Below are 26,223 nucleotides of genomic sequence, written 5' to 3'. Positions count from 1 at the left end.
ATTATGCTTAAGGCGGGCCTGAAACGGTCGGCGCGGATAACGCAAAATGCAGGATGCACGATGGCCATTCATGCAAATTGCACGAAACCGAAATTTTAGAAAATTTTTAGCTTGTTGATTTATAAGGATTTTTTAAGATATCCAATACTGGCACAATCACTGCACCTATCTCTCCATGCTTGCCAACTTGAGCCAACGGAGCTGATAGACATGAGCCTGATCCAAGATAAATTTGCTTCTGTATTCTCCCAATACGACGTCACCACTCAGCCACGTCCCGACGGCGGTATCCTGCTGACCCTGCGCAACAGCGAAGGCAAACAGGTCAAGCGCTCGATCTCGTATCAACAGCTGCACACCGCTGACCAACTGACCTGGGTGATCAGCGCCATCCGCCGCGACCTGGCCGAACAAGCCAGTGAGCTGCCGCAGATTTCGATGCTGCAAAGCCAAAACCGCTTTGCCCTGCCGACCTACCACTCGGCATAAGCAACCGGTGGCCCAAAAGGGCCGCGACGCTTACAGGCGTCGCGGCCCTTTTTCGTGTGGTTTCAGCACAAGCCTTGTCGGCTGGCCTCATTCATCGCCTGTACGCGGTTGGTGACTTCCAGCTTGCCGTAGATATTGCGCAAATGAAATTTCACCGTGGCTTCAGAGGTCGCCCGAATCTGGCTGATTTCCCAGACGGTCTTGCCTTCCGAGGCCCAACGCAAAATTTCCAGCTCTGTCGGGGTGAGGGGCTTGCCGCCCAGGCTCAGACGTCTTCTAAGGGTCATCGGCGCGTCCACCGGCGTGCGACACGACTGCTCTGGGCCACTCATTGTGCTCTCTCCTTATGTAGTGGATGCCTTGTCACCTTTCGGATTCCTGCTATTGACAGGTGATATAAACATCGAGTCCGCAGAGAGTTACATAACGAATGGATTGAAAGCATAGGGCGCAGTAGAAACAGCTACGCCCTACAAATAATTAGGCTTATTCCCACAGCAACTTCCAACTTGCCTGGGTGGCACATTTAAGTATCTGTGCTTAGTCGTCCAGACCGGGAAAATCGCCGGCAATATCGTCGCCAGTGAGTTGAGGCTCAGAGCCTTTAGCGGTGTTGAACAAACGCAAGGTGACGAAGTGCGGGTTCTCGCCCATATCGAACCAGTGCGGCATGCCGGCTGGAATCACCAGCAAGTCATTTTTCTCACAACGCACGGCGTATACGTAATCGCCCACGTGCAAATTGAACAGGCCCTGGCCCGCCACGAAGAAACGCACGGCATCTTCGCTGTAGCGGCGCTCATTGAGGCACTGCGCGCGCAGTTCAGCGTTCTGTGCCGGATCGCCCGCCGCCCTGAGCACGTCCACGGCAGCGTAGCCGAGGGCATCGATCTGCGGCTGGTACGCGGCGATCATGTCGGCATCGCTGGCGCCCTTCTCAATCGGCGCCGGCTGCCAGCGCGCGAAGCGCACCGCGTGTTCGGCCAACGTCGAGACGATGTCGTCAAAATGGGTCAGGACCTTGTTCGGGGTATCCCCAGTGGCGACGGCATAAACAGCGACATAACTCATTGCTCGGTTCCTTTATTCGGCTCTTGCAATCGAAGGCCAATGATAATGGCGGCGGCCAGGGCGGCGACACTGGCGATGCTGAAGGTCAGGGTCGGCCCCAACAGGTTCCAGCTGTAGCCGGCGTAAAGGGCGCCCAACGCGCCGCCGGTGCCGGCCAGTGCGGCATACAGCGCCTGGCCCTGGCCTTGTTGTTTGGCGCCGAAGCTGCGTTGCACAAAGGCGATGGCAGCCGCGTGAAAGCTGGCAAACGTAGCGGCGTGCAGCACCTGCGCCAGCAGCAATACCCAGAAGATTTCGGCAAATGAGCCCAGCAGCAGCCAGCGGATAGCCGCCAATACAAAACTGGCCAGCAGCACCCGTCGCACCGAAAAACGCGTGAGGATGCGGCTCATGGCCAGGAACATCAGCACCTCCGCGACCACCCCCAGTGCCCACAGCATGCCGATCACGCCACGGCTATAACCCAAATGTTCAAGGTGCAGGGTCAGGAAGGTGTAATACGGGCCATGGCTCATTTGCATCAGGGCCACGCAGGCATAAAACGCCAGTACGCCGGGGCTGCGCAATTGCTTGAGAAAACCGTCACCGGCCAGGCGGTTGCCCTGCACGGCGGGCTGCGCGTTCGGCACCCACAGGCTGGCGCCAATAATGCCGGCCATGATCACCACGACCACCACCGGGTAAATGTCCAGGCTCAACCCGTCGAACAGCCGCCCCATTATCACCACGGTGAGGATAAACCCGATGGAGCCCCACAGACGGATCTGGCTGTAGCGCGCCGTTTGCTTTTGCAAGTGCGCCAGGGTGATCACTTCAAACTGCGGCAGCACCGCGTGCCAGAAGAACGCATGTAACGCCATGACCAGGGCCAGCCAGGCGTAGGTTTTGCTGAAGAAGATCAGCGAGAAACTCGCCAGGGTACACACCGCGCCAAAACGCACGATGGCCAGGCGCCGGCCGGTGTAATCGCCGAGCCAGCCCCACAGGTTGGGCGCCACGCAGCGCATCAGCATGGGGATGGCCACCAGTTCGCCAATGCGTGCGCTGGAAAACCCCAGATGGTCGAAGTACAGCGCCAGGAACGGCGCCGTCGCCCCGAGCAGGGCGAAGTAGAAAAGGTAGAAGCTGGAGAGGCGCCAGTATGGGAGGGCTGTCACGGTCAGACCGTCACAGCTGGCCCAACACCGGCGTACTCACCTGCACATCGGCATTTTGCCCACGGTTGCGCAGCAGGTGGTCCATCAACACGATAGCCATCATCGCCTCGGCGATCGGCGTGGCGCGGATGCCCACGCACGGGTCGTGGCGGCCCTTGGTGATCACGTCCACCGGGTTGCCGTGCACATCGATCGAACGGCCCGGCGTGGTAATGCTCGACGTGGCCTTAAGGGCCAGGTGCGCAACAATCGGCTGGCCGGAGGAAATACCGCCGAGGATGCCGCCCGCGTTGTTGCTGAGGAAACCTTGAGGGGTCATCTCATCGCGATGCTCGGTGCCGCGCTGGGCGACACAGGCAAAACCGGCGCCGATTTCCACGCCCTTGACCGCGTTGATGCTCATCAGCGCGTGGGCCAGCTCGGCGTCGAGGCGGTCGAAGATCGGCTCGCCCAGGCCCGGCTTGACGCCTTCGGCGACCACGGTGATCTTGGCACCGACCGAATCCTGGTCGCGGCGCAACTGGTCCATATAGGCTTCCAGTTCCGGCACTTTGTCCGGGTCGGGGCTGAAGAAAGCGTTGTCGTCGACGATGTCCCAGGTCTTGAACGGGATTTCAATCGGGCCCAACTGGCTCATGTAGCCACGGATCACGATGCCCTGGGTGGCCAGGTATTTCTTGGCGATGGCACCGGCGGCCACGCGCATGGCGGTTTCGCGCGCCGAGCTGCGGCCTCCGCCACGGTAGTCGCGCTCGCCGTATTTGTGGTGGTAGGTGTAGTCGGCGTGGGCCGGGCGGAACAGGTCCTTGATCGCCGAGTAGTCCTTGGACTTCTGGTCGGTATTGCGGATCAACAGGCCGATGGCGCAGCCGGTGGTGCGGCCTTCAAACACGCCGGAGAGGATCTCGACTTCGTCGGGCTCCTGGCGCTGGGTGGTGTGGCGGCTGGTGCCGGGCTTGCGGCGGTCGAGGTCACGCTGCAGGTCTTCCAGAGACAACTCGAGGCCTGGCGGGCAGCCGTCGACAATGGCGACCAACGCCGGGCCATGGCTTTCGCCCGCGGTGGTGACAGTGAACAGCTTGCCGAAGGTATTGCCGGACATGCAGGGCGCTCCGTGAAATCAGTTGAATCAACTCAACCGTAATAACTTAAGGCGGCGAGTATACGCGGGCTAACCGACTAGTTCATCCTCGAAACCTTACCGGTAGACGTTGGTCCAACCGGCACCTTCCTGATGATGGCGTGATGATGCTGCGAGTTTTGCTTTTGACCCTTACCTTGTATTCCAGCCTTGGCTTCGCCGCCTCCCCCGTCGTGTTGCAACGGCCGATCAGCCTGGACACCGGCAGCGGCGAGTTGTTTGGTTCGCTTCTGCTGCCAAAATCCGACAAACCCGTGCCCGTGGTGCTGATCATCGCCGGCTCCGGCCCCACCGACCGTAACGGCAACAGCGCCGACGGCGCGCGCAACGACAGCCTCAAGCGCCTAGCCTGGGTGCTGGCGCGCAATAACATCGCCAGCGTGCGCTACGACAAGCGTGGCGTGGCCGCGAGCCTGGCCGCCACCCCCGACGAACGCAACCTCAGCCTGGATGCCTATGTGGCCGATGCCGTGGCCTGGGGCAAGCTGCTCAAGGCCGACAGCCGCATGGGCCAGTTGATTGTGCTGGGCCACAGCGAAGGCGCGCTGGTCGCCGCCCTCGCCGCGCCGCAACTCGACCCGGCCGGGGTTATTTCCCTGTCCGGCAGCGCGCGACCGGTGGACCAGGTGATCCGCCAGCAACTGGCCGATCACTTGCCGCCGGCCCTGTTGTTGCGCAGTAATGAAATCCTCGACCACCTCAAGGCCGGCCAGGTGGACGCCGATGTGCCGCGCCCACTGGAAGGCATTTTCCGCCCCAGCGTGCAGCCGTACCTGATCAGCCTGTTTCGCGCCGACCCCTCGGCCGCCTTCGCCAAACTGACGATGCCGGCGTTGATCATCCAGGGCACCAACGATATCCAGGTGGGCGTAGCCGATGCCCAACAGTTGCAAGCGGCCAAGCCGGACGCACAGCTGAGCGTGATTCAAGGCATGAACCACGTGATGCGCATCGTGCCCAAGGATGTGAAGGAACAGCTGGAGTCGTACAACGACCCCAAACTGCCGCTCGCCGCCGAGTTGGGCCAACGTATCGTGCGCTTTATCGACGGACTTCAACCCCGTTAAGCGACTATTTGCCTCCAGTCCTGAATGAAACGGCCGATAAGCCCAGAGTCGACAGTAAAAAGACTGTCGACTTGCAGGGCTTGGACAGGATCGCGCCGCATGACTAACACCGAAGCAACACCCGACTCTACCGCCGACACCCCGGCTGAAAAACCCGAGGCCGTCGAGGCGGCGGCGCTGCCATGGGCGGACGTTCAGGCCGAACATTTCAAGATGCTGCGCCTGGCGCCACTGGCGACTGATCGCGCCACCGGCGCACGGCCGCTGCGGTTTGTGCAGTTCGGCTATACCGAGCGCCATGACAAGAAGCACAGCCTCTTGCGCATGGTCATCCAGTTGCCCGGCCAACGCGTGCGCCGCGAGCAGAACCACCTGGATATCTGGGTCGACCACGATACGCACCGTGTGCACTTCGGGCCGGGCAACAGCCTGGAAATCGAACCGGCCAACCGTGGACTGGGGCGCTTTCTGGTCGCACAGGGTGCCGCGTGGGCAAAAAAGAAGTGGTCACATTACCGTGTCGACGGCGTGGACCTCGCCAACAAGGATGCACTCAACGAAGCCACGCGCCTGCGTCGCGATCATTTCCTGCGCATCCAGGGTTTTGATGTGGCCTACGCCGATGTGCAGCACCTCAAAGGCAACGTGCAACCCGGCAAAGTCAGCGAAGTGCTGGACAGCTGGAACACCGAGAAGGTGCAGTACGTAGAAATCCTCGAGGCGGCGCAAATGCTGCAACAGGCCGAGCAGAACCTGGCCGAGCAGGAAGTGAAGCTGCGCAAGGAAGAAGAAAAGGTCACCAAGTTCAAGCGCGAAGACAGCGGGCTGCGCTTTACCATTACGTGTCTGGTGGCGTTTACGGTGTTTCAGGCGGGGTTGTTGATCTGGATTGCCACACACCGCTGAAAGGTTGGAATGCATTCCAAATGTGGGAGCTGGCTTGTCGGGTCGCCGCATCGCTGCGATGGCGGTGTGTCAGTTGCCACCGCTATCGCAGGCAAGCCAGCTCCCACACTGACCGCGTTCCTACCGTGTGTTCGGATTAAACCCGCGCCGCAAACACCGCCTGATGCGCCCGGCACTGCTCAGCCGTCAACATGAACACACCGTGCCCACCGCGCTGGAAGTCCAACCAGGCAAAGTCGACTTCCGGGTACAGCGCTTCGACGTGTACCTGGCTGTTGCCGACCTCAACAATCAGCAAGCCCTTCTCGGTCAGGTGGTCGGCGGCCTCGGCCAGCATGCGCCGCACCAGGTTCAAACCGTCGTCGCCGCAAGCCAGGCCCAGTTCCGGCTCGTGCTGGTATTCGTCCGGCATGTCGGCGAAATCTTCGGCATCCACGTACGGCGGGTTGGACACGATCAAGTCAAAACGCTGGCCCGGCAGGCCATCGAAACCGTCGCCCTGCACGGTGTAGACGCGCTCATCGACACCATGACGCTCAATGTTCTGGTTGGCCACTTCCAAGGCTTCGAAGGACAAGTCGCCCAGTACCACTTCAGCGTCCTGGAACTCGTAGGCACAGGCGATGCCGATGCAACCGGAGCCGGTGCACAGGTCGAGGATGCGCGCCGGCGGCTGGGCCAGCCACGGCTCGAAGCGGTTTTCGATCAGTTCGCCAATCGGTGAACGCGGGATCAACACGCGCTCGTCGACGATAAACGACATGCCGCAGAACCAGGCTTCCTTCAACAGGTAGGCGGTGGGTACGCGCTCATGAATGCGTTTGTGCAGCAAGCGCTGCACATGGGCAACTTCCTCTTCTTCGAGGTTGCAGTCCAGGTAGCTGTCGGCAATTTCCCAAGGCAGGTGCAAGGCGCCGAGCACCAATTGCCGGGCTTCGTCCCAGGCGTTGTCGGTACCGTGCCCGAAAAACAGGTCTTCCCCATGGAAACGGCTGACAGCCCAACGGATGTGGTCGCGCAACGTGCGCAGGCGAGAGGTAATCACGGGGGCAAGCTCCTGGAAAAAACGACTGGCGATTCTAACAGCCTTCACCTGTACCGACGATGTACGAAAAACCCCTCGCCATCCGTCGGAATTCATCCAAATTGCCATCATTGCGCCAAACAAGTCCACCTCTTGACATGGCTGCACGTCAACAACGGCGTACCTTACGATGGTAGCGATTCACAGAACCGCTCAGCCAGTGGACAATGTGACAAAAGCCCCCCTCACAGGAGCCCCAGAATGTCCGTTCCAAAGACGATGTTTCAACTCAGCGGTCGCGGTTACGCAGCAGCCAACCTGAACCATGCGACCCTCGTGATCATCGACGCCCAGAAGGAATACCTCAGTGGCCCACTCGCCCTGTCCGGCATGGACACGGCGGTCGACAACATCAAGCAGTTGGTCGCGGCGGCACGCAACGCCGGGCGCCCGATCGTGCATGTGCGCCACCTTGGCACCGTCGGTGGCCTGTTCGACCCGCAGGGCGAGCGCGGCGAATTCATTCCTGGCCTGGAACCCCAAGGCGATGAAACCATCATCGGCAAACTGCTGCCCAGCGCGTTCCACGGCACGGGCCTGGAGAAACACCTGCAAGACCTCGGTTCCCTGGACTTGATCGTCTGCGGCTTCATGAGCCATTCCAGCGTCAGCACCAGCGTGCGCGCCGCCAAAAACCTGGGCTTTCGCTGCACCCTGGTGGAAGACGCCTGCGCCACCCGTGACCTGCCTTACAAAGGCGGCATCCTGAGCGCCGAACACGTGCAGCAAACCGAAATGGCCATCATGGCCGACAACTTCGCCACCCTCGCGTTGACCAAAGATCTGATCTGATCGTCCTTGAGATGAGCGGCGTATTTATTGCCCCGCTCATCCGCAAAGCCCTCTCATTTGGCGCATTTACCGCTGCTGTCGGAACAACCTGTGTATCTTCCGGTCGAAGGGCCGATACCCTGGAGGAAAGGTCGGAATGAAGATATCCGATGGTTTTGACGCTCGTCGCTTGCGCCCCAAGGGCCCGAGCAATTGGCGTCTGCGCCTGGTAGCCGGCTTTGCCGCGTTACTGGCCATTGTAGGTTTGCTGTTGGCCGGCGCTGGTGGCGCCGGCCTGTTTGGTCATTCGCCGGCCCTTGGCGAGTTGAATGCCAGCCCCGGTGGTTCGGCTATCCTGTTGGTCATCGGGCTGCTGGTGCTGTGGTTGGGCGTGTGGTTGTGGCGTCGCAGCCGTCGGAAAATGCGTCAGCCGTTGTCACTGAATATTGCTTCGCACCTGATGAAAAAGCACGACTGATGGCGCTTGGATAGCGTTTCCTGCGCCCTGGCCGCCGCGATTTAGGTAAACTGCCCGCCCTTCGCGGAGGCTGACATGCAAGACGACGATTTTTCCCTGTTCAAAAACGAGCTGCGCGGCGTCAAGCCGATCAAGCATGATCGTGCCGACACCGGCAAACCCAAGGCCGACCGGGCGCAGATCGCCAAGCTGCGCCAGGCCGCGACCGTGCGCACTGACGCCACCACTGTGGATGGCCTGTCGGACCAGTTCGTGATCGACGTAGGCCCGGAAGATGAGCTGATGTGGGCCCGCGACGGCGTGCAGGAAAGCCAGATGCGCAAGCTCAAGATCGGCCAGATCCCGTTCGAAGGCAGCCTCGACCTGCACGGCATGAACGTGGAAAAAGCCCGCGAAACCCTCTGGGCCTTTCTGGCCGAAGCGACCAAATTCGAAATCCGCTGCGTGCGCGTCACCCACGGCAAGGCCGTGCGCCTGGACGGCAAGCGCCCCATGATCAAGAGCCACGTCAACACCTGGCTGCGCCAGCACGCCCAGGTACTCGGCTTTACCTCCTGCCAGGCCCGCCACGGCGGCGCCGGTGCGGTGTATGTGATGCTCAAGCGCACCATGATGGAAGGGCGCGACGAGTAACAAGTGCCATCGTCAGGCTTGCAGCGATGTGCCCGTCACCGTAACCTTGCGCTTTGCGAAAATCCCACAGGTAGTTTCATGTCCCTGGAACAGAATTACACGGCGATCCTCGGCCAGCTCGGCGAGGACGTTTCCCGCGAGGGCCTGCTCGACACGCCAAAGCGTGCCGCCAAGGCGATGCAGTACCTTTGCCGCGGCTATGAACAGACACTGGAAGAGGTCACCAACGGTGCCTTGTTCAGCTCCGACAACAGCGAAATGGTGTTGGTCAAGGACATCGAGTTGTACTCGCTGTGCGAACACCACCTGCTGCCGTTTATCGGCAAGGCGCATGTGGCGTATATCCCGAGCGGCAAAGTGCTGGGCCTGTCCAAGGTCGCGCGGATTGTCGACATGTATGCACGTCGCCTGCAGATCCAGGAAAACCTCAGCCGCCAGATCGCCGACGCGGTGATGCAAGTGACCGGCGCCCTGGGCGTGGCAGTGGTGATCGAAGCCAAGCACATGTGCATGATGATGCGCGGTGTGGAGAAACAGAATTCGTCGATGATCACGTCGGTGATGCTGGGTGAGTTCCGCGAAAACGCGGCCACCCGCAGCGAATTCCTCAGCCTGATCAAGTAACAGGCTGCGTAAGAAAAAGCCGGCGTTCATCGCCGGTTTTTTTTCGCCCGCGAAATTCAGGTAAGCTGCGGCCCCTTCTTCATGGGCAAGAGGTTTTCAGCCATGTTCGTCAAAGCACTTCGAGTGGGTCTCGGCCACATCATCATCGCGGGCGACTTCCTGACCCGCCCACGCAAAAAGCAGCGTTCTGCCGAGCAACAGGCTCAGGTGAATGCGGCGGCCAAGGAGCTGACGCTGTATCAGTTCCACGCCTGCCCGTTCTGCGTGAAGACTCGCCGCACCCTGCACCGCCTGAATGTGCCGGTGGCACTCAAGGACGCGAAAAACAACGAACAGGACCGCCAGACCCTGCTGGAGCAAGGCGGCAAGATTAAAGTGCCATGCCTGCGTATTGAAGAGAATGGCCAGACCACCTGGATGTATGACTCCAAGGTGATCATCGATTATCTGGACAAGCGGTTTGCAGCGGTCTGACGGCTATAGGAAACCCAATGAGGGAGCCAGCTCCCACATTTAGTTATGTATTACCAAGTCCAGATCCAATAAGGCCGAGCCCAGGCACTTGCCATGGGCGTCCAGCGCCAGCGAGCGGGTCACGCCGCCGCGCAGGATCCCTGGCAGCACGAAGTTAAGCGCCTGCACGTTGGGCAATTCATAACGCCGCACCGGCGCCGCATCCGGCTCCCGCAAGCCGGCAAAAAACGCGGCGACGCGTTCGGGCGTGAGCTGTTCGCACAGCAACTGATAGTCTTCGGCACGGTAGGCGATGATCGAGATGTTCGAGGTGTCGCCCTTATCGCCGGTGCGGGAATGGGCCAGTGTGTGCAGTTTCATGCTTCGATCCTCGGGTTGACCGCGCTACGCGGCAGCAGCAAAGAGGCCACCGCCACCACCTGGCGCACGCTTTTACTCGCGCCGCCGCCGCCCGACGGGCCGTTGGTGTAGAGGGTTTCCACTTCATTGCCAACCCGCACCGCCTCGCTGCGCTCCTCACAACGGGCGGCCACGCGCAGGCGCACTTCCCAGGGTTCGACGTGGCTGCGCGGGCCGTGCAATGAATCCATGCCAATCAGCTCGGCGCGGATGTCTTGCAGCTTCACCCCCATCAGTTCCAGGCGCTTGAGTACGATATCCCGTGCCAACTCAGCCCGTGCGACAGCGCCCGGGCCGCCGTATGACATCTGCCCTTCGCCAATCCAGCCGTCCAGGTAACCCACGCTGACCTTCAACTGCTCAGGCCGAGCGCGACCACTGGCGCCTTGGGCACGAACGCGATCTACGCCCTCCTCCACAAAACTCACTTGGGAAAAGTCCGCCGTCACGTCCGGCGTCAGGTAAGCCGCCGGGTCGTGTACTTCGTAGATCATTTGCTCGGTGCACGTCGCACGGCTGACCCGCCCGCCCGTGCCTGCGACCTTGGTAATCACAGCTTCGCCCTCGGCATCGATTTCGGCCAACGGGAAACCCAGGCGTGCCAGGTCATCCACATCCTTGAAGCCAGGATCGGCAAAATAGCCGCCGCTGACCTGCCCCGCACATTCCAGCAAATGCCCGACCAACGTGCCGCGCCCCAGGCGCTGCCAGTCGTCCGCGGCCCAGCCGAATTCGAACATTTGCGGCGCCAAAAACAGCGACGGGTCGGCCACGCGCCCGGTGATCACTACGTCAGCATCGGCGCGCAAGGCTTCAAGGATGCCGTCGACGCCCAGGTAGGCGTTCGCGGATATCAGCCGCTCGCCCAAAGCACCCACGGTCTGGCCGTTATCCAGCAAAAACCCGGGCTGCAAGCCCTTCAACACGTCATCGCCCAGCACCGCCACGACCTTGAGGTCCAGGCTTAACGCCTTGGCAATGCGCCGCACTTCAACGGCCGCCGCCACCGGGTTGGCCGCGCCCATATTGGTAATGACCCGCAGGCGACGGCCGCCTTTTACGCCAACAAACGGCAACACCCGGCGCATGCGTTCACTCAGCAGTGGATCGTAACCGCCCTGTGGGTCGCTGATACGCGCCTGTTGCGCCAGGGCAATGGTGCGTTCGGCCAGGCACTCGAACACCAGGTAATCCAGGTCGCCCTGTTCGGCCAGTTCCACGGCAGGCTCGATACGGTCGCCGGAGTAGCCGGCGCCGGAGCCGATGCGCAAGGTTTTCATCTCAAATCACTCCCAGGAGCAAGGCGGTCAGGGTCATCAACACCGACGCGGCAAACAGAAACGGAATGGTGAAGCGCTGGTGATCGGCCAGTTCGATCTTGCACAGGCCCACCAGCAGGAAGGTCGCAGGCGTCAGCGGGCTGACCGGGAAACCGGTGGTGTGCACACCCAGCAATGAAGCCTGAGCCACTTGCAGCGGGTCGACGCCCAGGGCTTTGCCGACTTCGGCGATCACCGGCATCACGCCGAAATAGTAGGAATCGGGGTCAAACAGCATGCTCAAGGGCATGGAAATAAAGCCCACCACCGCCGGGATCAACTTGCCGTGGCCGGCGGGAATCTGCGCCACCGCCACCTCGGCAATCGCCTTGAGCATACCCGTGCCTTGCATGATGCCGGTGAACACGCCGGCGGCAAGCAGGATACTGGCCATGGTCAGGGCGGTTTTTGCATGGGCATCGATGCGCGCGCGTTGGGCGTCCACATTCGGGTAGTTGATGCACAGCGCCACCACGGTGCCGAGCATGAACATCACCACCGGGTCGACCCAGCCGGCAATCATTACCACCATCACCAGCACGGTCAGCAATAGGTTGACCCAGAACAGGCGTGGGCGCCGCAGCTTGATGTCATCGTCGCTGAGCACCCGTTGCGGCACCGCATCCACCGAGGAACCGGCGCCCAGGCCCAGGCGTTTTTCTTCACGACGGCCCAGCCACCAGGCACAGGCAAACACGAAGACCAGGCCGACGATCTGTACCGGGATCAGCGGCTGGAACAGGTCGGCCACCGGCACATGCAAGGCCGCCGACGAGCGCAGCACCGGGCCGGTCCACGGCAGGAAATTGACCCCGGCGGCCATGGCGCAGACACACGCGAGGATGCGTTTGTCGATGCCCAACCGCGTATACAGCGGCAGCATCGCCGGCACCGTCACCAGAAACGTCACCGCGCCGGAACCGTCCAGGTGCACCAGCAGCGCGAGGGTCGCGGTGCCGACCACAATTCGTGTAGGACGCGTGCCGACCGTGCGCAGGATGCGATCAATGATGGGGTCGAGCATGCCGGCGTCGGTCATGATCCCGAAAAACAGAATCGCGAACACAAACATGCCCACCACCGGGGCGACGTTCTTGATTCCGGTAATGATAAAGGCGCTGGTTTGCAGGCCGAAACCACCGAGCAGTGCAGCAATGATCGGCAAGGCGATCAGCGCCACCAGCGGCGACAGGCGTTTGCTCATGACGGCAGCGAGCAGGCACAGGATGGTAATGACACCCAGGGTAGCGAGCATGGGTTACTCCAGAGCGGCCTTGGTGGCCGGTTATTGTTTTCCCTGGAGTATTGGAAGCGGGTTAGTCTTTGTAAATTGGAATATTCGGCCTGGCACGTTCGGAAAAACAAAATGAAGAACAGCATCCAACATATACAAGCCTTTCTTGCCGTAGCCCGTACCGGCAGTTTCACCAAGGCCGCCAACGAGTTGCACTTGTCGCCCTCGGCCCTGACGGTGCAGGTGCAACAACTCGAAGACTGGCTCGGTGTCGCCCTGCTCGACCGCAGCCCCCGTCATGTGAGCATTACCGCCGCAGGCGAAGACGCACGCGGCCCCATGGAAAAACTGCTGCTGGACCTGGACAACATCGTCACCGGCTCCCGCGACCTCGCCGCCCTGCGCCGTGGCGTGGTCACCCTCGCCGCGCTGCCCTCGGTGTGCGCCGGTGCGCTGCCACCAGCCTTGCGCCTGTTTCGTGAACGCTTTCCCGGCATCGAAGTACGTTTGCATGACCTGGTAGCCCATCGCATCCATGCGCAGGTGCGTGAAGGCGTGGTGGATTTCGGCATCGGCGTGCGGGCGCGGCTGAGCCACGGACTGGCGTTTTTGCCGGTGCTCAATGATCGGTTGTGTGCGTTTGTGCCGCTGGAGCATCCCCTCGCCCACCATCGCCAACTGACCCTGGAGCAATTGGCGGACCAGCCGATCATCCTCACCGGGCACGACAGCAGTGTGCGCGAGCAGGTGGACGCGTTGTTTGATCAGACGCGGCTGACGATGAATGCCGGCATGGAGGCCAACTACATGTCGACGGTGCTGGCATTGGTGCGCCAGGGGTTGGGCATCAGTGTGCTGCCGGAGTCGGCGGCGGACAGTTTGGCGGGGTTGAAGCGCATCAATATTGACCATCCCGGCGTGAACCGCGAGATCGGTTTGATCAGTCGCAGCGGCATGGGCCTGAGCCCGGCGGCGCAGCGTTGTTTTGAGCTGCTGAGTGATGAGCTGTCTGGCACAACATCGAACTGAACCTGGACACTCTCAATGTGGGAGCTGGCTTGTGTGGGAGCTGGCTTGCCTGCGATGCAGACACCTCGGTTTATCTATTACCCCGAGTTGATGCTATCGCAGGCAAGCCAGCTCCCACATAAACACAAGCCAGCTCCCACATTTTGACCGAGTGAATCAGCCCAGCATCGCTACGTGTTTTGGATGGCTCGCCACCCGCGCCAGCCACGCCTGCACACCCGGATAAGCGTCCAGCTCAAACCCACCCTCCTCGGCCACATGGGTATAGGCATACAACGCCACATCGGCGATGGAGAATTGATCACCCACCAGATACGGGGTCAATTGCAGTTGGCGCTCCATGACCTTAAGCGCCTTGTAGCCACCTTTGTGCAGCTTCTTGTATTCCTCAAGACGGTCTGCGGGCAAGCCCAGGTAAAACTGGATAAACCGCGCTACCGCAATGTACGGTTCGTGGCTGTACTGCTCGAAAAACTGCCATTGCAGCACTTGCGTGCGCAGGCGTGGCTCGGCCGGCAAAAACTCGCTGCCATCGGCCAGGAAGTTGAGAATCGCGTTGGACTCCCACAGGCAGGTGCCGTCTTCAAGTTCCAGCACCGGGATCTTGCCATTGGGGTTCTTGGCCAGGAACTCAGCGGTCTGGGTGTCACCCTTGAGGATGTCGACATCGATCCATTGGTACGGGATGCCCAGCAGGTTGAGCATCAATTTGACCTTGTAGCAGTTGCCCGACTTGTAATCGCCATAAACCTTGTACATGGGGCTCCCCTTATGCCGCTTGCGCGTGCTGTGCTTGACGGACCACCGCGGCCAGGCGCTTGAGACCTTCGTCCAGGCGGGCCGGGTCGATATGGCTGAAATTGAGGCGCAACGAGCCCAGGTGTTGATCGGGCTCGGAAAAGAACGGTTCACCGGGCATGAACGCCACATCCTGATCCAATGCTTGCGCCAACAAGGTGCGGGTGTCGAGCGGCTGTTTCAAGGTCAGCCAGAAGAATAATCCACCTTGAGGCACTTGCCAGTCGGCCAGGTCAGCAAAATGGCGGTCCAGCGCCGACTGGAATGCATCGCGGCGCTCGCGGTAAAAGTCGCGTAACTGCGCCAGGTGTTGCTGGTACTTTTGCGTGCCGAGCCACTGCATGGCCTGCCACTGGCCAATGCGATTGGTGTGCAGGTCGGCCGATTGCTTGAGCTTGAGCAGGTGCGGGAACAAATCTTCGCTGGCGATCAGGTAACCGACGCGCAACCCCGGCAGCAGGGTCTTGGAGACGGTGCCGGTGTAGATCCAGCTGGCTTTCTTCAAACGCCCGGCGATCGGCTGCGCGCTGGCGCCGTCGAATGTCAGCTCGCGGTAAGGCTCGTCTTCGATCAGGGTCACATCAAACTCATCAAGCAAGGCGGCCACGGCGGCGCGCTTGGCTTCGCTGTAGCGCACAGCCGAGGGGTTCTGGAAGGTCGGGATGAGGTAGATGAACGCCGGTCGATGGCGCTCGAGGCTGGCACGCAGGGCCGCCAGGTTCGGGCCGTCGGCCTCCAGTTGCACGGTGAGGCAATCGGCGCCGAACAGTTGGAAAATCTGCAGTGCGGCCAGGTAGGTCGGGCCTTCCAGCAAGACTTTAGTGCCCTTGTCGATATACAGCTTGGCCGTCAGGTCCAGGGTTTGCTGGGAACCGCTGACCACCAGTACCTGGCTGGCCTGGCACGGTACGCCCAAGGCGCGGGCCTCGGCGGCGAGCAGTTCACGCAATTGCGGCTCGCCTTCGCTCATGCCGTATTGGCCGATGTTCAGTGGCAGGTCATCCCAATTCAGTGCCGGCAACATGGCTTCGGCGGGCAAGCCACCGGCGAACGACATCACGTGCGGGCGCTGGGCCGCCGCCAGGATTTCACGGATCAAGGAGCTTTTGAGGCGCGTAACACGTTCTGAGAAGGCCATGAGGGTCACCGGTAGCGAGGTCGGGGGCAAATACGTCAAACTGGTTGACCGAAATTACGACGACTCGCGTGGATACGTCAATATGCTTGACCTTAAAAACCAGGGCAGCCAGCAGCAAGCCATGGAAGCCTTTTTCTTCGGCTACCAGGCCTTTACCGCCAAGGCCGACGAAATGCTCGAGCGCCGTGGCCTGAGCCGTGTGCACCAGCGCATCGTGTTTTTTATCGCGCGTTACCCCGCCTTGAGCGTGAAGGAGCTGCTGGAGTTGCTGGGCGTAACCAAGCAGGCGCTGAACATGCCGCTGCGCCAATTGCAGGAAATGCACTTGGTCGACAGCGTTGCGTCCGAGGCCGACAAGCGCAAACGCCTGCTGGAATTGACCGAAGAAGGCCAGCGTTTTGAGCAGTCGCTGCGCCGCGAGCAGGTGAAGCTGTTGCAGCGCGCGTTCAGTGAGGCAGGTGAAGAAGCCGTGGCTGGATGGTTGGCGGTGAATCAGGCCCTCGCCGGCCAGCCTTGAATGATTGTTCCCACGCTCTGCGTGGGAACGATCAAACGCAAGCCTTTCATCCCCTTCCGCCGACAAAATCGAAAACATTATTTGCTTTATTTGTATACAAAAGCATAATTCGCTTCGTGCGAGTTCCTGACCTATTGGTCAACAAAACCCGCCAGTACCTCAAAGCGCTGCTGCCCACCTCTGTGACCGGCGCTGGAAATAACAATAAAACTCTTGAGGAGTACTTGCTGTGGATAGCCAAAAAACCGAAGCCCCTACGCTGGACCTCGCCCCACCGCAAGGCGGCTGGCTGGAACGCCTGTTCAAACTGCGCTTGCATGGCACCACAGTGAGAACCGAACTGATTGCCGGCCTCACCACCTTCATCACCATGGCCTACATCATCTTCGTCAACCCCAACATCATGGCCGACGCTGGCATCGACCACGGTGCAGCGTTTGTCGCCACCTGCATCGCCGCCGCGCTGGGCTGTCTGTTGATGGGGTTGTACGCCAACTGGCCCGTGGGCCTGGCGCCGGGCATGGGCCTGAATGCGTTTTTTACCTACACCGTGGTTGGCACCATGGGCTACCACTGGGAAACGGCGCTGGGCGCGGTGTTTATTTCCGGCGTGCTGTTCATGGGCCTGACGCTGTCGCGCGTGCGTGAATGGCTGCTCAACAGCATCCCCGTGAGCCTGCGCCATGCCATGGGCGCAGGCGTGGGCCTGTTCCTCGGGGTGATCGGCCTGAAGACCGCCGGCATCATCGTCGACAGCCCGGCCACCTTGCTCAAACTCGGTTCGCTGCACGAGCCTGCGCCATTGCTGGCGGCGGTGTGCTTCCTGTTGATCGCGATCCTCAGCTACCACCGGGTATTCGGCGCGATCCTGATCAGCATTATCGCCGTGACCCTCGCCGGTTGGGGCCTGGGCCTGGTGCACTACAACGGCATTCTCTCCACCCCACCGAGCCTGGCGCCAACCTGGATGGCCATGGACATAAAAGGTGTGTTCAATGTCAGCATGATCAGCGTTGTATTTGCCTTTCTTTTTGTACACATGTTTGATACCGCAGGTACACTGATGGGCGTCGCGCAGCGGGCCGGGCTGGTCAATGCCGATGGCAAGATCGATAACCTGTCCCGCGCGCTCAAGGCCGATAGCGCCTCCAGCGTATTTGGCGCCATGGTCGGTGTGCCGCCGGTGACCAGCTATGTGGAAAGTGCTGCGGGTGTGGCCGCCGGTGGTCGCACCGGCCTCACCGCCGTGACCGTGGGCATTCTGTTTGTGGCGGCGATGTTTTTTGCGCCGCTGGCGGGGATGATTCCAGCGTATGCCACCGCCGGTGCGCTGATTTACGTGGCGATGCTGATGATGGCGAGCATGGCCCATATCAATTGGGATGAGGCCACCGACAGCATTCCGGCAATCGTCACGGCGATCATGATGCCGTTGACCTTCTCGGTCGCCGACGGTATCGCCCTGGGCTTTATCACTTACGTGGCGCTCAAGGCCGGCACCGGCAAGTACCGTGAGATTTCTGTCAGCCTGTGGGTGCTGTGCGCGATCTTTATCGCCAAGTTCATCTTCCTGTAGTTCGGGAACGGCTGGAAAACCGCCTCACCTTCGGGTGGGGCTTTTGCATGAAGGGAGAAATGTAGATGAACCTGGATACCTGGTTGTTGTTCAGCGGCGCAGCGTTAGTGGTGATCCTGATCCCCGGGCCGTTGTCGCTGTTGATGATCAGCAACAGCCTCAACTATGGCCTGCGCCGCTCATACCCCGCGTTTCTGGGCGGGGTATTTGCCTCGATCTGCCTGCTGAGTGCCTCGGCACTGGGCCTGGGTGCGTTGTTGCTGGCCTCCGAGCAGTTGTTCAGCGCGTTGAAAATCGTCGGCGCGCTGTACCTGTTCTATCTGGCCTGGCAGAGCTGGCAGCAATCACGCCTGCCAACCCATGGTGCCGAAGTGCCGCAGGCGCCGGCGGTGCCGCGCTTTCGTGCACTGTTCGGCCGGGCCTTTGTGCTGGGGGCCAGCAACCCCAAGGACATCCTGTTCTTCGCCGCTTTCCTGCCGCAGTTCCTCAGTAGCCAACAGCCGTTTCTGCCGCAACTGCTGATCATGATCGCCACCTGGAGCGTACTCGACTTGCTCTGCAAGCTCGCTTACGGCCTCGGCGCCCACGGTGCCGCGCGCTACCTGCGCAGCGGCGCGGGCCAGAGCTGGTTCAACCGCGTCAGTGCCTTGCTGTTCGGCGCAGCTGGCGTGTTCTCTTTGATCAAGACGCGGGTCTCAATTTGACGAAATAGACGGTTGGAGAGATATCCCCCATGATTGGCCAATGTATGCCCGCCAAAATCGGTACCAGTCGTTGTTCAAATCGCGCATTGGTCACCTCCCGGGCTAACGCCGGATCCTTGTAGGACCTGAGCGCCAAATCAAACCACTTATTCTCAAACCGTTTGTAGAGCCGGACATTGCCCATCTCCGCCCACTCATAAGACAGGTAGTACAGACGAGTGGGGGAGTTGGGGTGGGTCACCAACGACTCTCGAATAGACTTCCCGTAACGCCAGACATTGACGTCCCGAATGATAAAACCCTGCTGTTCCAGGACGTTCCTTACAGCGGCGCGCTGTGTGGTATTTCTATCTGCCGTAACCGCCTTACCACCGTGCTGGAGCCTCTTCGCCGGCATGATAGTCGGTATGAAGTCGATACGTTCGAGGCCTGGCGCAACCCCTTGGTAATTGATGAAAGTGGTATTGCGCGCAATTGGAATGGGCCGCAACATCCGCAGCAAGTCATCCGTCTGGCCTGGGCGAGCCGGGGCTGGGGGTAGCCATTCGTCCAGCGCCGCACGTAGCCCGAGCATATGACTTGCCGTCGCCGGCCGTGATGGGCCTGACAACTCGATCATCCTCAGCACGACAAAGTCGCGGGTTCTGTTGGTCATAGTGGGAAACGCTTCAGCCACATACTGCTGTAACGGCTTGCCGAACAGCGGCGGATGGTTTTGCCATCCACCTGTGGGGGTGCGTGATACCGGCAGGGGTTGGTCACGCCTGTCCCTGCCCGTCCAGCGCACGATATCTACCTCCGCCAAAGACACCAGCGGCTCATTTCTGGTGATAAACACGATACCGGTCAACGGAGCATGGTCGCCAGGGGGCAGCACTCTGTAAAAACCGCTGTTCGGGTCGTCCATGCTGGAATTGAGAGGAGCCACGCGCAGGACACTATGGGGATAACCCTGGGGATCCAAAGCCAGATGAAATATCCCGGGAGCCGGGGAACCCGACAACTGATCGGCAGACACTTGGGTGCGCCAATCCAGCCAATGGTTGGCCAACGTGGTCGACTGATAAATCCGGTTTTCAGTCGCCGTTCGTATAACCGGCGGGTGCCAGTCCGGCGAAGGTGGCGTTGGGGCCCGCCAGGGGTTGTGCACGCCAGAACTGGGACCCGGTTTCGGCTCATCGCCTCCCAGCAGCCATTCACGGGGATGTTCGATATTTAGAATCAGTTCATCTTGCCCGCCTCCCTGGCTCTTTTTCAGGCGCAGCCCCCGTTCGTTTTCGCGCTGGTATATCGGGTAAACGTCATTACCCTCGCGGATAAACTGCTGGCCATTTTTCGCATAACGCCCTTTACCTCCCGGCCCCGCCAATTCAACGGCACCGTCCAGGCCGACAGGGGACTGAAAGTGTTCCAGCAGATGACGTGGCTTGACCGGTGACGGTTTCAAGCCCGTGCGCGTGCCAAGCATAAACCTTTGATGGCGGTGCAAGCGCCCCAAAGCGACACGCGAAACACGCGCGCCTTTCGGGGAAGGGCCAAAGGATGTGAGCACGTCGACGAACGCAAGTATCGTCAAGAACCCCACATCCACAGCATCATGGGCAGATCCGCTGTAATGATAGCGCCGCGCCGCAAGCAGCATTTCATAAAGGCTGATGCCAACACCCAGTACCGGGACAAAGCCCAGCAGCCCACGAATCGTCGCGTCGTACTGCTCGCCCAAACGCTGCTCGCGGTATTGCTCCAGCGTCTGGGAAGACTGGGATTGGGCCTGGGTACGACGTTGCAGTTCGAACACCTGGGCGTGGGCCAGCAGGAGCATGGCATTGCCGGTAGCAGTAGGCGCAGCCGCTAACCAATGTTCAGGCTGCGACTCAATTTGCTCCTTGATCAGAGCCTCGACGCTCTCCTGGTCAGCACGCGGTATCTTTGGCGGGGCCAAAAAAAACTCCACAAGCGCGGCAACAAAACGATACAGAATGGGTCGACCAGGCTCACGCCAGTGAGGCTGGCGGAGTTGCACCCCCAGGTTTCTACCGGGGTAACAGTCAAGCGCCTGCGCCTCCCAGCCAGGCGCCACTTGGCGCGCCAACACCTTCTGGTTTTCGGGAAGTGCACCGACAAGATTGATCGCCTTTTCTGCTTCGGCCAAGCTGGCATACGCGACAATCACCCGGCTTGCCGCAGCCATGGGCCAATACACCACACAGAGCTTTGATAACCTGTCATGAATGAACAATAAGCCAGCAATGTGCCGATCATGTTCTGAGGCAGCGTCCATCAGACGCAGAACCCCCAGCTGTACGTCAAACCCATCTTTTTTCAGGTCACTTGCCGACCGAGCGGCCATCGCCAGGGTAAACAGACGCTGCCCTTTTTCACCCAAACCTTGCTGGACCGCAGAATACAACTGCATCTGAGCGCGTTGTTGCAAAGCCCTATAGACCAGGGCCTGTGAGAGCCCGGAAGAGGTGGCCGGGCTGGACGCCGGCGGATAAAAAGCCTTGAGGATCAGCTTGTCGTACGCGCCACCCAGGTCGAGCGAAGACACGGTGTCTATCAGGTAACGCACGCTCAAGCGCTCTTTCCAGGCCGGGTCCAGCCAGCGTGCGCGATTCAAGCGCCAGCGGGTCCAGGGCGCCTTGGGGTCGAGGTTGTGCAACGCCAATTGCAGCATACTGAAGGTGGTGCGCTGCGAGCTGACGACCTTTTTTATATCGCGATCGCCCACCATGCACTGACTCGACGAGCCACACAATTGGGAGCTGACATCATCGGGCAAATCCAACAGCGGTTTGTCGATATCCAGCTGTGGGTAAAAACCGTCCTGAGTCAAACGAGCAATCAAGGCATTACGGGCAAATGACTCCAGGCTCGGCAAATCCCGCCATAGTTTGCTCTCCACCGCAAAGGCACTCGTCAGATAACGGCGTGATAGTCGTTTGTAGTGTTTTCGACTACCGCTTGAGGCATAGCCCAACCACGACGGGAGCTTTTTGGCTTGAGTGGCTGCAACCCGCAACAGGTTGATATTGGATAAAGCTAGCGTTCTAGCATCATTGGCAGGTACTTGCAGGCACTCGAACAATTCCTGGGCCAGCAACATACGGCTCAACTGCGGATCGCTCATCTCACTGAACAACCGCACACCCTTGCCCACAAGCTTGTTCAACACGGTGTACTGTTGCATCAGTTTGATGAACCAGTCTTTGAGCAGGGGGCGCTTGATGACCTCGTAGTTCACCACCAAGGCCGTATTTCTGGGTAATGCAGTGATCGCGGCCCGCGCCACCTCGCGCTGATCCCGTCCGATACAGCGCCACAGCACGGAGCCATCGGGGCTTTTCAGGCTGGTTTGAAGGCCTTCGGCGAAAGCGTTCAAGTTATCAAAGGGCACCAGTGCGCCATACAAACCCGTGACGCACAACAATACCGAGTGTGGACCGTTCGGGTGAGCCAGGGCCTGATTAGTGGTCACAAGCAAAGCCCCCAACAGCGGGTACAACGGGTCGGACACGTTGCCAACCGCTACCTGCAACACACAGGTATCAGCAGCACTGTCGCCGGGTACCCAGGATTCACCCAATACGGTATTCAATCGCTCCAGGTGCACGGAGGGCATCAGGTTCAACGCTTGCTGCATCTGGGCTTCCAGAAGCAAAGCACCGCGCAGGGCAGCCCCCACCAATGAACTGCGATTAACTGCGCCCGAGGGGGTTTCAAACCAGAACGCCTTTTGAAACATGCGTTCGTGCGGGGCATGCGCCAATTGACTCACTGTGCTCACGTGTTCCTGCCATCGCTGCTCAAGGCTCAAAAAGTCTTGATAGGGTGCACTGCTGTTGCCCACATCCGTGGGATCCAGCAGGGCCATCAAGCCTTTTTCGTAACGCGTGAGTTGCGCTTCACGGGTTTTGAGGGCGAGGTCGGGCGTCAGGCTCGCACACACAATTTCACCGCTGCGGCGCTGTTGGTCCCACTCCGGCAAGGCGTCCAGGCTGTTTCCCAGCAGGACGCTGCGTGCCAGCCGACGACGGCCTTTTTCGATGAATTTGAGCAAGCGTTTCACGTCAGGAGCGCTGGACTGCCCCGCACCTTGAACGCCCAAAGCCGCAAGGTTGATAGACAATGCACAGGCCACCTCGTTATCCCACTGCGCCTCCAGCAGCTCGGTCGCACTGGCAAGCAACACGTCTTCCTGGTGTACACCAATAAGCTGAAGGGTAAACGCCTGAGGCGTAACTCTGGGTATGTTACACAGCTCATGCCAACGGCGCAGAGGCAAGCACTGCCAAAGCACTTGGCTCAAAGGGCCGTTGACCAGTGCAGGCAGGTCGCACTGCATTCGGTACCAGGAACTGAACTCGTAAAACTCACGAATCAGGCCCGGCAGGTAGATCACATGGGGCGTATCCCCCGCGATGCCATCACGATAAATATGCAAAGCGCCCGGCACAGGCACCTGCGCCTGATTGGTGCCAGGCCACACCACCCTGCTCACTTGGATATTCGCCCACTCACCTGCGGCGCGACGGCGCGCATCGGCGCCCGGGATCTCCATGACTTTCACGACCATGGCAAAGCCGCGGTCCGAGAGTTGGTAAACGCGATGGGCCAGCAGTGCATTCTCGGCGAACAAGGACTTTCGTAACTGGACCCAATGCTGCTTGCGTGTCAGCCAGGAGCCATAGGCCAGTTGCTGCCAATAGTCTCGTTCAGCTTTCTCAACCTCACCGAGCAGCGCCAACCCTTTCACACGTACCAGCACATCCCAGGCGGTAAACGCCAATGTCCGCGCAGGTTCGTCCTTGATACACAATGCAGTGAACTGGTTAGTGTTGAGTGGCACATCGGGGTCAATGAGGAGTGCCAGCGCTTTTTCGGTCAGGCTATAGACCTTCAGGGGAAAAGGCGGCGGACGGGATTCGGTAAACATCAGCGTGTCGGGGTCAAGGGCAAAGGCCTTGCGTAATACGCCGCGGATAATGCCCAGAACTCTCGGCGCACGCCCGATCAAGCCTTTTAAGGATTTCGCCGCCTCTCTGGCCCTGGTTTGGGCTTCACACAGGCGATTGATTTCATAACTGGGCTGCGAGACCTCGTTAAGCCGTCGGGTCAGGAGTGTGCGAATCGCCGCATCACGCTCCGCGTCCGAAGTTTGCGGGTCATCAAAATTAAGCGCTTGCGCCGCAGCAGCCTCAGTGGCCAACCAGGCGGTGGTGTCGGTACTCATGGCGGACTGTTCCATACAGAAAAGCCGAGCCTAGGCACCTCGGCCGCCCCGGGTGCGTTACATAATTGGGCGGCCCGCAAGCCATTCAGAATAAAAAAAGCCCGCAGTGTGGGCGGGCGAAAAACCAACGAAGAGCTTTGGGGGTGTGAAGCGAGGTGACGCTCAGCTACCGCGATAGGTGGAGTAGCTGTAAGGCGAAATCAGTAAAGGCACATGGTAGTGATCCTGCTCGGCGCTGATGCCAAAACGCAGCACAACGACGTCCAGAAATGCGGGCTCCGGCAATTGCACGCCACGGGCGCGGTAGTAATCGCCGGCGCTGAATTGCAGTTGGTAAACACCGCTGCGGTAGTCGTCGCCTTGCAGCAGCGGCGCATCGCAACGGCCGTCACTGTTAGTGGTGGCCGTGGCCACCCGTTCCAACTGCGCGCCGTCGACACGGTACAGCTCGACCTTGATATTGCTGCCGGGGCAGCCGTGCGCGGCGTCCAAAACGTGTGTGGTCAAACGTCCCATGGTGTCTACGCGCCTCCTTAAGTCAGTAAAAGAGAAACCTGCACTTTTTCAGGGCATCGAAAAAGCCGGTGATGGCTGATTAAGACACTTTTTAAAAAAATTGTACACAATAAAAATCACAAAGCTTTGGATATTCCCGTCGGTGTTGCTCGTTGAGTCAGTCCGTGAGTAAACCTTGCTTTTAAACGACCTTTTGTCCATTAGCTGACCAACCAGGCAAGTTTCTTGCTACACACTTTTAACCGAGTGCTACAGAAAAAATGCAGAAATGCAGGCTTACAAAGTGGCAGATAAGTTGTATACAATCACTCATCGCTGTGACGCCACCCAGTCTTTCCACTGCCCGGCCGCCACACACACTTGCTACCACGAACAAGAAGGAAGACTGCAGTGAGCGCTGACTACCCACGCGACCTGATCGGTTACGGCAGTAACCCTCCTCACCCCCACTGGCCGGGCAAGGCACGCATTGCGCTGTCGTTCGTACTCAACTACGAAGAAGGCGGTGAGCGCAACATTTTGCACGGTGATAAAGAGTCCGAAGCCTTCCTTTCGGAAATGGTCTCGGCCCAACCGCTGCAAGGCGCCCGCAACATGAGCATGGAGTCGCTGTACGAATACGGCAGCCGTGCCGGCGTGTGGCGCATCCTCAAGCTATTCAAAGAATTCGATATCCCGCTGACCATCTTCGCCGTCGCCATGGCCGCCCAGCGCCACCCGGACGTGATCCGCGCAATGGTCGAGGCCGGCCACGAGATCTGCAGCCACGGCTACCGCTGGATCGACTACCAATACATGGACGAGGCCCAGGAGCGCGAGCACATGCTCGAGGCCATCCGCATCCTCACCGAGCTGACCGGCGAACGCCCACTGGGCTGGTACACCGGCCGCACCGGCCCCAACACCCGCCGACTGGTGATGGAAGAAGGCGGTTTCCTCTACGACTGCGACACCTACGATGACGACCTGCCCTACTGGGAACCCAACAACCCCACCGGCAAGCCGCACCTGGTGATCCCTTACACCCTGGACACCAACGATATGCGCTTTACCCAGGTGCAGGGCTTCAACAAGGGCGACGACTTTTTCGAGTACCTCAAGGACGCGTTTGACGTGCTGTATGCCGAAGGCGCCGAAGCACCGAAGATGCTTTCCATCGGCCTGCACTGCCGCCTGATCGGCCGCCCTGCCCGTCTCGCAGCCTTGAAGCGCTTTATCGAATACGCCAAAGGTCATGAACAGGTGTGGTTCACCCGCCGCGTCGACATTGCCCGTCACTGGCACGAAACCCACCCGTACACGGGAGCGGCGAAATGACTGCGTTCCAGACCCTGAAGCCATCGACCCTGAGCCGCGATGAATTTGTCGCCGCTTTCGCCGATATCTACGAACACTCGCCATGGGTGGCCGAAAAGGCCTTCGACCTGGGCCAGGACAGCTCGGTCGACCAGATCGAAACCCTGCACCAGCGCATGAGCGATATCCTGTTAAGCGCCGATCATGCCAGCCAGCTGGCCCTGATCAACGCTCACCCGGACTTGGCCGGCAAAGCTGCCGTCCAGGGCCAACTGACCCAAGCCAGCACCGATGAGCAAGCTGGCGCGGGGATTCACCAATGCACGGCCGAAGAGTTCTCGCGCTTCACCGAGCTGAACGATGCCTACAAGGCCAAGTTCAAGTTTCCCTTCATCATGGCGGTAAAAGGCAGCAACCGGCATCAGATCCTCGCTGCGTTCGAAACGCGCATTCACAATTCGGCAGACGCCGAGTTCAAATGCGCGCTGGCCGAGGTCAACAAGATCGCGTTGTTCCGTTTACTGACCCTCTAACAGACCATCCCCAGCCACTCTATCTAAGGCAGACAA

26 protein-coding genes are annotated in these 26,223 nt (G+C 60.0%); 14 read left to right on the top strand and 12 right to left on the bottom strand.

The window, feature by feature from the left end; translation table 11 throughout:
- The first annotated feature begins 210 nt into the window (after positions 1-210).
- Entirely contained in the window at positions 211-489 is a 279-nt protein-coding gene (locus FFI16_RS06290; RefSeq protein ID WP_016970113.1) for a DUF3509 domain-containing protein, read from the top strand.
- 62 nt (positions 490-551) lie between these two features.
- Here the strand turns inward: FFI16_RS06290 and FFI16_RS06285 are convergent, their stop codons facing one another.
- From FFI16_RS06285 to aroC, 4 genes are all read right to left on the bottom strand, one after another.
- Positions 552-821, bottom strand: a complete 270-nt coding sequence (locus tag FFI16_RS06285; RefSeq protein ID WP_138814553.1) for a response regulator transcription factor — start codon at positions 819-821, stop codon at positions 552-554.
- A 208-nt stretch (positions 822-1,029) separates the two neighbouring features.
- On the bottom strand, positions 1,030-1,560 hold the full coding sequence (locus tag FFI16_RS06280) for an acireductone dioxygenase (protein WP_138814552.1): 531 nt from the start codon (positions 1,558-1,560) through the stop codon (positions 1,030-1,032).
- Positions 1,557-2,717, bottom strand: a complete 1,161-nt coding sequence (locus FFI16_RS06275; RefSeq protein ID WP_138814551.1) for an MFS transporter — start codon at positions 2,715-2,717, stop codon at positions 1,557-1,559. The genes FFI16_RS06280 and FFI16_RS06275 overlap by 4 nt, the downstream gene beginning before the upstream one ends.
- Before the next feature lie 10 nt (positions 2,718-2,727).
- Positions 2,728-3,819, bottom strand: coding sequence for a chorismate synthase (gene aroC / locus FFI16_RS06270; protein ID WP_138814550.1), 1,092 nt, complete (start codon positions 3,817-3,819; stop codon positions 2,728-2,730).
- Positions 3,820-3,962: 143 nt separating this feature from the next.
- Here aroC and FFI16_RS06265 point away from each other — a divergent pair, with 143 nt between their 5' ends.
- The gene (locus tag FFI16_RS06265) at positions 3,963-4,925 is read left to right on the top strand and encodes an alpha/beta hydrolase (RefSeq protein WP_138814549.1); all 963 of its coding nucleotides are present in this window, start codon (positions 3,963-3,965) and stop codon (positions 4,923-4,925) included.
- Positions 4,926-5,024: 99 nt separating this feature from the next.
- The gene (locus FFI16_RS06260; RefSeq protein ID WP_138814548.1) at positions 5,025-5,831 is read left to right on the top strand and encodes a hypothetical protein; all 807 of its coding nucleotides are present in this window, start codon (positions 5,025-5,027) and stop codon (positions 5,829-5,831) included.
- A 136-nt stretch (positions 5,832-5,967) separates the two neighbouring features.
- Here the strand turns inward: FFI16_RS06260 and prmB are convergent, their stop codons facing one another.
- Complete coding sequence (gene prmB / locus FFI16_RS06255) at positions 5,968-6,876, bottom strand: 50S ribosomal protein L3 N(5)-glutamine methyltransferase (protein ID WP_058420625.1); 909 nt, start codon at positions 6,874-6,876, stop codon at positions 5,968-5,970.
- Positions 6,877-7,116: 240 nt separating this feature from the next.
- Between prmB and FFI16_RS06250 the strand changes: the two genes are divergently transcribed.
- The 5 genes from FFI16_RS06250 (at position 7,117) to FFI16_RS06230 (ending at position 9,895) form a co-directional block, all read left to right on the top strand.
- On the top strand, positions 7,117-7,707 hold the full coding sequence (locus tag FFI16_RS06250; protein WP_138814547.1) for a cysteine hydrolase family protein: 591 nt from the start codon (positions 7,117-7,119) through the stop codon (positions 7,705-7,707).
- Between the two features lie 136 nt (positions 7,708-7,843).
- A complete protein-coding gene (locus FFI16_RS06245; RefSeq protein WP_056861118.1) occupies positions 7,844-8,164 on the top strand; it encodes a hypothetical protein in 321 nt (106 codons plus the stop codon).
- A 75-nt stretch (positions 8,165-8,239) separates the two neighbouring features.
- Complete coding sequence (locus FFI16_RS06240; RefSeq protein ID WP_017137833.1) at positions 8,240-8,797, top strand: Smr/MutS family protein; 558 nt, start codon at positions 8,240-8,242, stop codon at positions 8,795-8,797.
- 78 nt (positions 8,798-8,875) lie between these two features.
- Complete coding sequence (gene folE, locus FFI16_RS06235) at positions 8,876-9,421, top strand: GTP cyclohydrolase I FolE (RefSeq protein ID WP_003442011.1); 546 nt, start codon at positions 8,876-8,878, stop codon at positions 9,419-9,421.
- 102 nt (positions 9,422-9,523) lie between these two features.
- Positions 9,524-9,895, top strand: a complete 372-nt coding sequence (locus FFI16_RS06230; protein ID WP_138814546.1) for a glutathione S-transferase N-terminal domain-containing protein — start codon at positions 9,524-9,526, stop codon at positions 9,893-9,895.
- 39 nt (positions 9,896-9,934) lie between these two features.
- On the opposite strand, the gene FFI16_RS06225 is transcribed toward FFI16_RS06230, so the two are convergent.
- The 3 genes from FFI16_RS06225 to FFI16_RS06215 are packed head-to-tail and all read right to left on the bottom strand — an operon-like array spanning position 9,935 to position 12,868.
- The gene (locus tag FFI16_RS06225; protein WP_138814545.1) at positions 9,935-10,255 is read right to left on the bottom strand and encodes a hypothetical protein; all 321 of its coding nucleotides are present in this window, start codon (positions 10,253-10,255) and stop codon (positions 9,935-9,937) included.
- A complete protein-coding gene (locus FFI16_RS06220) occupies positions 10,252-11,574 on the bottom strand; it encodes an acyclic terpene utilization AtuA family protein (RefSeq protein WP_138814544.1) in 1,323 nt (440 codons plus the stop codon). The genes FFI16_RS06225 and FFI16_RS06220 overlap by 4 nt, the downstream gene beginning before the upstream one ends.
- A gap of 1 nt (position 11,575) precedes the next feature.
- Positions 11,576-12,868, bottom strand: coding sequence for a CitMHS family transporter (locus tag FFI16_RS06215; protein WP_138814543.1), 1,293 nt, complete (start codon positions 12,866-12,868; stop codon positions 11,576-11,578).
- 111 nt (positions 12,869-12,979) lie between these two features.
- Between FFI16_RS06215 and FFI16_RS06210 the strand changes: the two genes are divergently transcribed.
- Positions 12,980-13,876, top strand: coding sequence for a LysR family transcriptional regulator (locus tag FFI16_RS06210; protein WP_138814542.1), 897 nt, complete (start codon positions 12,980-12,982; stop codon positions 13,874-13,876).
- 156 nt (positions 13,877-14,032) lie between these two features.
- Here FFI16_RS06210 and FFI16_RS06205 read toward each other — a convergent pair whose 3' ends face one another.
- On the bottom strand, positions 14,033-14,635 hold the full coding sequence (locus FFI16_RS06205) for a glutathione S-transferase family protein (protein ID WP_138814541.1): 603 nt from the start codon (positions 14,633-14,635) through the stop codon (positions 14,033-14,035).
- A gap of 10 nt (positions 14,636-14,645) precedes the next feature.
- The gene (locus FFI16_RS06200) at positions 14,646-15,812 is read right to left on the bottom strand and encodes a PLP-dependent aminotransferase family protein (protein WP_138814540.1); all 1,167 of its coding nucleotides are present in this window, start codon (positions 15,810-15,812) and stop codon (positions 14,646-14,648) included.
- Positions 15,813-15,894: 82 nt separating this feature from the next.
- Between FFI16_RS06200 and FFI16_RS06195 the strand changes: the two genes are divergently transcribed.
- The 3 genes from FFI16_RS06195 to FFI16_RS06185 all read left to right on the top strand — a co-directional run bounded on the left by FFI16_RS06195 (position 15,895) and on the right by FFI16_RS06185 (position 18,609).
- Positions 15,895-16,329 carry a MarR family winged helix-turn-helix transcriptional regulator gene (locus FFI16_RS06195; protein WP_138814539.1) on the top strand — a complete coding sequence of 145 codons (435 nt, stop codon included), beginning with the start codon at positions 15,895-15,897 and terminating at the stop codon, positions 16,327-16,329.
- Between the two features lie 229 nt (positions 16,330-16,558).
- Positions 16,559-17,905: an NCS2 family permease gene (locus tag FFI16_RS06190; RefSeq protein WP_138814538.1), complete on the top strand. Its 1,347-nt coding sequence runs from the start codon at positions 16,559-16,561 to the stop codon at positions 17,903-17,905.
- Between the two features lie 65 nt (positions 17,906-17,970).
- A complete protein-coding gene (locus FFI16_RS06185) occupies positions 17,971-18,609 on the top strand; it encodes a LysE family translocator (RefSeq protein WP_138814537.1) in 639 nt (212 codons plus the stop codon).
- On the opposite strand, the gene FFI16_RS06180 is transcribed toward FFI16_RS06185, so the two are convergent.
- Positions 18,587-23,842, bottom strand: coding sequence for a dermonecrotic toxin domain-containing protein (locus tag FFI16_RS06180; protein ID WP_138814536.1), 5,256 nt, complete (start codon positions 23,840-23,842; stop codon positions 18,587-18,589). The two genes, FFI16_RS06185 and FFI16_RS06180, sit on opposite strands and share 23 nt — an antisense overlap.
- A gap of 162 nt (positions 23,843-24,004) precedes the next feature.
- Positions 24,005-24,358, bottom strand: coding sequence for a hydroxyisourate hydrolase (gene uraH, locus FFI16_RS06175; RefSeq protein ID WP_017137845.1), 354 nt, complete (start codon positions 24,356-24,358; stop codon positions 24,005-24,007).
- Positions 24,359-24,748: 390 nt separating this feature from the next.
- On the opposite strand from uraH, the gene puuE reads away from it, so the two are divergent.
- Entirely contained in the window at positions 24,749-25,675 is a 927-nt protein-coding gene (gene puuE / locus FFI16_RS06170; protein ID WP_138814535.1) for an allantoinase PuuE, read from the top strand.
- Positions 25,672-26,187 carry a 2-oxo-4-hydroxy-4-carboxy-5-ureidoimidazoline decarboxylase gene (gene uraD / locus FFI16_RS06165; RefSeq protein ID WP_138814534.1) on the top strand — a complete coding sequence of 172 codons (516 nt, stop codon included), beginning with the start codon at positions 25,672-25,674 and terminating at the stop codon, positions 26,185-26,187. Before puuE ends, uraD begins: the two co-directional genes overlap by 4 nt.
- The last annotated feature ends 36 nt before the right edge of the window (positions 26,188-26,223 follow it).

Source organism: Pseudomonas sp. KBS0710 (assembly GCF_005938045.2).
Classification (GTDB): domain Bacteria; phylum Pseudomonadota; class Gammaproteobacteria; order Pseudomonadales; family Pseudomonadaceae; genus Aquipseudomonas.
Note: the sequence above shows the minus strand (reverse complement) of the source record. Positions and strands in the feature narration are given on the sequence as shown.

Bases quoted from the DNA above. Each gene is read 5' to 3' on its own strand.
- FFI16_RS06250 (WP_138814547.1), top strand. From the start codon at position 7,117: ATGTCCGTTCCAAAGACGATGTTTCAACTCAGCGGTCGCGGTTACGCA.
- FFI16_RS06240 (WP_017137833.1), top strand. From the start codon at position 8,240: ATGCAAGACGACGATTTTTCCCTGTTCAAAAACGAGCTGCGCGGCGTC.
- FFI16_RS06195 (WP_138814539.1), top strand. From the start codon at position 15,895: ATGCTTGACCTTAAAAACCAGGGCAGCCAGCAGCAAGCCATGGAAGCC.
- FFI16_RS06185 (WP_138814537.1), top strand. From the start codon at position 17,971: ATGAACCTGGATACCTGGTTGTTGTTCAGCGGCGCAGCGTTAGTGGTG.
- FFI16_RS06230 (WP_138814546.1), top strand. From the start codon at position 9,524: ATGTTCGTCAAAGCACTTCGAGTGGGTCTCGGCCACATCATCATCGCG.
- FFI16_RS06260 (WP_138814548.1), top strand. From the start codon at position 5,025: ATGACTAACACCGAAGCAACACCCGACTCTACCGCCGACACCCCGGCT.
- FFI16_RS06265 (WP_138814549.1), top strand. From the start codon at position 3,963: ATGATGCTGCGAGTTTTGCTTTTGACCCTTACCTTGTATTCCAGCCTT.
- FFI16_RS06225 (WP_138814545.1), bottom strand. From the start codon at position 10,255: ATGAAACTGCACACACTGGCCCATTCCCGCACCGGCGATAAGGGCGAC.
- FFI16_RS06220 (WP_138814544.1), bottom strand. From the start codon at position 11,574: ATGAAAACCTTGCGCATCGGCTCCGGCGCCGGCTACTCCGGCGACCGT.
- aroC (WP_138814550.1), bottom strand. From the start codon at position 3,819: ATGTCCGGCAATACCTTCGGCAAGCTGTTCACTGTCACCACCGCGGGC.
- FFI16_RS06200 (WP_138814540.1), bottom strand. From the start codon at position 15,812: ATGGCCTTCTCAGAACGTGTTACGCGCCTCAAAAGCTCCTTGATCCGT.
- FFI16_RS06290 (WP_016970113.1), top strand. From the start codon at position 211: ATGAGCCTGATCCAAGATAAATTTGCTTCTGTATTCTCCCAATACGAC.
- folE (WP_003442011.1), top strand. From the start codon at position 8,876: ATGTCCCTGGAACAGAATTACACGGCGATCCTCGGCCAGCTCGGCGAG.
- FFI16_RS06245 (WP_056861118.1), top strand. From the start codon at position 7,844: ATGAAGATATCCGATGGTTTTGACGCTCGTCGCTTGCGCCCCAAGGGC.
- FFI16_RS06180 (WP_138814536.1), bottom strand. From the start codon at position 23,842: ATGAGTACCGACACCACCGCCTGGTTGGCCACTGAGGCTGCTGCGGCG.
- FFI16_RS06215 (WP_138814543.1), bottom strand. From the start codon at position 12,868: ATGCTCGCTACCCTGGGTGTCATTACCATCCTGTGCCTGCTCGCTGCC.
- FFI16_RS06285 (WP_138814553.1), bottom strand. From the start codon at position 821: ATGAGTGGCCCAGAGCAGTCGTGTCGCACGCCGGTGGACGCGCCGATG.
- uraD (WP_138814534.1), top strand. From the start codon at position 25,672: ATGACTGCGTTCCAGACCCTGAAGCCATCGACCCTGAGCCGCGATGAA.
- FFI16_RS06205 (WP_138814541.1), bottom strand. From the start codon at position 14,635: ATGTACAAGGTTTATGGCGATTACAAGTCGGGCAACTGCTACAAGGTC.
- FFI16_RS06280 (WP_138814552.1), bottom strand. From the start codon at position 1,560: ATGAGTTATGTCGCTGTTTATGCCGTCGCCACTGGGGATACCCCGAAC.
- FFI16_RS06210 (WP_138814542.1), top strand. From the start codon at position 12,980: ATGAAGAACAGCATCCAACATATACAAGCCTTTCTTGCCGTAGCCCGT.
- uraH (WP_017137845.1), bottom strand. From the start codon at position 24,358: ATGGGACGTTTGACCACACACGTTTTGGACGCCGCGCACGGCTGCCCC.